Source organism: Streptomyces sp. NPDC016851, assembly GCF_055562795.1.
In genome coordinates this window covers 1-4,702 of record NZ_JBVHEP010000056.1, presented here as the reverse complement: position 1 = coordinate 4,702, position 4,702 = coordinate 1, and the positions used below count along the sequence as shown (strand labels likewise).

Annotated in this window: 1 protein-coding gene; it reads left to right on the top strand. The window is 72.4% G+C overall.

Going from position 1 to position 4,702, the window contains the following annotated elements:
- Positions 1-4,702: non-ribosomal peptide synthetase (locus tag ACZ3I3_RS41200; RefSeq protein WP_467373004.1), on the top strand; the 4,702-nt coding region annotated here is incomplete at both ends.

Genomic DNA, 4,702 nt, shown 5'->3' with positions numbered 1-4,702 from the left:
GCGGTGCCGGGTGGTGCGGCCAATGTGCAGGACGTGTATCCGCTGGCTCCGTTGCAGGAGGGCATCTTCTTCCACCACCTCATGGCCGACGGGGAGGGCACGGACGTCTACGCCATGCCCTTCGTTCTGCGGATGGACTCGCGGGCCCGGCTCGACTCCGTCCTCTCGGCGTTGCAGCAGGTGGTGGACCGGCATGACGTGTACCGCACGGCGATCGTGTGGGAGGGACTGCCGGAGCCCGTCCAGGTGGTGTGGCGGCGGGCGGAGCTTCCGGTCACCGAGGTGGAGCTCGGTGCCGGTGAGGGGGACGTGGTCGGACGGCTGCTGGCGGCGGCCGGCGGGCGTATGGAGCTGGAGCGCGCGCCGTTGCTGACGGTGCACACCGCGGCCGAGCCGGGCGGCGAGGGCTGGCTGGCGCTCATCCGGATGCATCACCTGGTCCAGGACCACACCGCCTTGGAAGTGGTCCTGGACGAGGTGAGAACGATGCTGGCCGGACGGGCCGAGGCGCTGCCGACGCCGGTGCCCTTCCGTGACTTCGTGGCGCAGGCCAGGCTGGGCGTGTCCGAGGAAGCGCACCGGGAGTACTTCTCCGGACTCCTCGGCGATGTCACGGACACCACCGCCCCCTACGGACTCCACGACGTGCACGGTGACGGCTTGGGAGCCGCCCAGGGCCGGCTGGCCGTGGAGGGTGATGTGGCCGCCCGTGTGAACCAGGTGGCGCGGGCGCTCGCGGTGAGTCCCGCGACCGTGTTCCACGTGGCGTGGGGGCGAGTACTGGCGGCGCTGTCCGGGCGTGACGACGTCGTGTTCGGCACCGTGCTGCTGGGTCGGGCGAGCGTCGGAGCGCATCGCGTTCCGGGGCTCTTCATGAACACCCTCCCGGTCAGGGTCGAGGTGGCCGACCGGACCGTGGAGCAGGCCCTGGCGGACATGCGCGGCCGGCTCGCCGAGCTCCTGGTCCACGAGCACGCGCCGCTGGCTCTTGCGCAGGCGGCCAGTGGCCTGCCGGGCGGTAGCCCGCTCTTCACCTCGATCTTCAACTACCGGCACCTGCAGGCGGACGTCGAGCAGTCGGGCACCGGAATCGAGGGCGTCGACGCCGTCCTGACGAGGGACCCGACGAACTATCCCCTGGACGTGTCCGTCAACCAGAGCGCCTCCGGCTTCGAGATCGTCGTGGAGGCGACGGCACCGGTCGACCCGACGGGAGTGTGCCGGCTTCTGCACACCTCGGTGGCGAACCTGGCCAGGGCGTTGGAGGACACCCCGGGCGGCCGGCTCGCGGCGGTGGACATCGTCGATCCCGAGCACACCGAGTTGCTGCTGCACGTCAACGACACCGCCGCGCCCGCACAGGACGGTCTCGTGCCCGCGCTGTTCACCGCGCAGGCGGCGCGGCTGCCCGAGGCGGTGGCGCTGGTGGGGCCCGGCGTCGAGCTGAGCTACGGCGAGGTCGAGGCCCGGTCGAACCGGTGGGCCAGACAGCTGATCGCCGCGGGCGTGGGGCCGGAGTCGGTGGTCGCGCTGGTGCTGGAACGTTCACCGGAGCTGCTGGTGGCGATCCTCGCGGTGCTGAAGGCCGGTGGCGCGTATCTGCCGATCGATCCGGACCAGCCGGCCGAGCGGGTGGCGTTCATGATCGAGGACGCCGCACCGGTTCTCGTGCTCGACGAGGCCGCGCTGCCGATGGAGGCGCAGGGGTATGCCGATGCGGCGGTGTCCGACGCCGATCGGCTCGCTCCGCTGCTGCCGGGGCATCCCGCCTATGTGATCTACACGTCCGGTTCGACCGGGCGGCCGAAGGGTGTCGTCGTCTCGCACGAGGGGTTCGCGAACCTCTCGGTGAGCCACGGCCGGTTCGGTGTGGGGCCGGGGAGCCGGGTGGCGCAGTTCGCGTCCGTGGGTTTCGACATGTTCTGCGAGGAGTGGCTGCTGGCGCTGCTGTCGGGGGCGGCTCTGGTGACCGTCCCGGCCGAGCGGCGGCTCGGTGCCGAGTTCGCGGAGTTTCTGTCGGAGTCCGGGGTGACCCATGCGACGCTGCCTCCCGCTGTGGTGGCCACGATCCCGCACGGCGCTCTCGCCGACGACTTCGTGCTGGACGTGGGCGGGGAGGCGCTGCCGGCCGAGGTGGTCGCCCGGTGGGCGGCCGGGCGGAAGATGTTCAACAGCTACGGGCCGACGGAGACGACGGTGAACGCGGCCGTCTGGGAGTGCCGGCCCGACCTGGAAGCGGGTGCGGCCGTGCCGATCGGCCGCCCGATCGCCAACACCCGGGTCCATGTGCTCGACGACGCGCTCCGGCCTGTTCCGGCGGGCGTCCTGGGCGAGTTGTACGTGACGGGTACGGGCCTGGCGCGCGGCTACCTGGGACGCGCGGGCCTGACCGCCGAACGGTTCGTGGCCTGTCCCTTCGAACCGGGGCAGCGGATGTACCGCACCGGCGACCGGGTGCGGTGGAACACCGACGGGGAGCTGGTGTTCGCCGGGCGTGCGGACGAGCAGGTGAAGCTCCGCGGGTTCCGGATCGAGCCGGGCGAGATCGAGGCCGCGCTGGCGGCCCACCCCTGGGTGGAGCAGGCCGCGGTCGTCGTGCGGGAGGACGACCCCGGCGACCTCCGGCTGGTCGGTTACGTCATCCCCGCCGAGGACGCCGACACCGACGAACTGCCCTCGCTGGTACGCGATCTCGCGGCCCGGCAGCTGCCGTCCCACATGGTCCCGTCGGCCGTGGTGGTGCTGGACGCGTTCCCGCTGACACCGAACGCCAAGCTGGACCGCAAGGCGCTCCCCGTGCCGGCCTACTCGGCGGCCGCCGGTACGGGCCGTGCCCCGGCCGGCCTGCGCGAGGAGACCATCTGCGCTGCCTTCGCGGAGGTCCTCGGGCTGGAGCGGGTCGGGGTCGACGACGACTTCTTCGCCCTGGGCGGGCACTCGCTGCTCGTCGTCTCGCTGGTGGAACGACTGCGACAGCGCGGGGTGTCGGTGTCGGTGCGGGCGCTGTTCACGACGCCGACGCCCGCCGGGCTGGCGGCTGCCGCGGGACCGGAGGCCGTGACGGTGCCGCCCAACGGGATCCCGCCGGGCGCGCAGGAGATCACCCAAGAGATGCTGCCGCTGGTCCGGCTCTCCGAGGCCGAGATCGAACGACTGGTGGCCGCGGTGCCCGGGGGCGCGCCCAACATCCAGGACGTGTATCCGCTGGCGCCCCTCCAAGAGGGCATCTTCTTTCACCACCTGATCGCGGACCGGGACGGCACGGACGTCTACGTGACGCCGTCGACGCTGCGGTTCGACTCGCGCAGCCGCCTGGACGCGTTCCTCGTCGCGCTGCGGCAGGTCGTGGACCGCAACGACGTGTACCGCACGGCGATCGTGTGGGAGGGGCTGCCCGAGCCGGTTCAAGTGGTGGTACGCCACGCGGAGCTGACGGTCACCGAGGACTCGGCGGAGCGGCTGCTCGCGGCGGCCGGCGGGTGGATGGACATCGGCCGGGCACCGCTGATGGACGTGCGCGTGGCGGCCGAGCCGGGCACCGGGGGATGGCTGGCGCTCGTGCGCATCCACCACCTGGTGCAGGACCACACGGCGTCGGACGTGCTGCTCGACGAGGTGCGGGCGTTCATGGGCGGGCAGGCCGACCGGCTGCCGCCACCGGTACCGTTCCGTGAGTTCGTGGCCCGGGCACGGCTCGGGATGCCCCGGGAGGAACACGAGCGGTACTTCGCCGGGCTTCTCGGAGACGTCACCGAGGTCACGGCCCCGTACGGCCTGATGGACGTTCTCGGCGACGGCGGTGCGGCCCGGTCGGGCCGGCTGCCCGTGGACGCCGCCCTGGCCCGGCGCGTGTGGGACGTGGCGCGCTCGCTGGGCGTCAGCCCGGCGACGGTGTTCCACCTGGCGTGGGCGCGCGTGCTCGGGGCGGTGTCCGGTCGCAGCGATGTCGTCTTCGGCACGGTGATGTTCGGACGGATGAACGCCGGTGAGGCGGCCGACCGGGTGACGGGGCTGTTCATCAACACCCTCCCGGTGCGCGTGCAGCTGACCGGACAGGGGGTCGTGGCGGCGCTGACCGGACTGCGCGGCCGGCTCGCGGAGCTGCTCGTGCACGAGCACGCGTCGCTGACCCTCGCCCAGGCGGCGAGCGGACTGTCCGGTGGCGGGCCCCTGTTCACCTCCCTCTTCAACTACCGGCACATCGAGGGCACCCCCGCCGGCGGGGCGAAGCTCGACGGCGTGGAGGTCCTCTCCGTCCAGGACCACACCAACTACCCGCTCACCGTCTCGGTGGACCAGAGCGCGACCGGCTTCGAACTGGTCGTGGAGGCTGTGGCGCAGGTCGATCCGACGGAGGTGTGCCGACTGCTGCACACCTGTCTGGCGAACCTGGTCACGGCCCTGGCGGAATCCCCGGACATGCCCCTCGGCGCGATCGACGTCCTCGACGCGGAGTACGCCGACCTGCTGTGCCGGAGCGACGACACGGCGCGGGCGGTGCCGGAGGCGCTGGTGCCGGATTTGTTCGCGGTGCAGGCGGCGCGGGCGCCGGAGGCGGTGGCGCTGGTCGGTGGTGAGGGGCAGCTGAGTTACGGGGAGGTGGAGGCGCGGGCGAATCGTCTTGCGCGGAAGTTGATTGCGCGGGGGGTGGGTCCGGAGTCGGTGGTGGCTTTGGTGCTGGAGCGGTCGCCGGAGTTGGTGG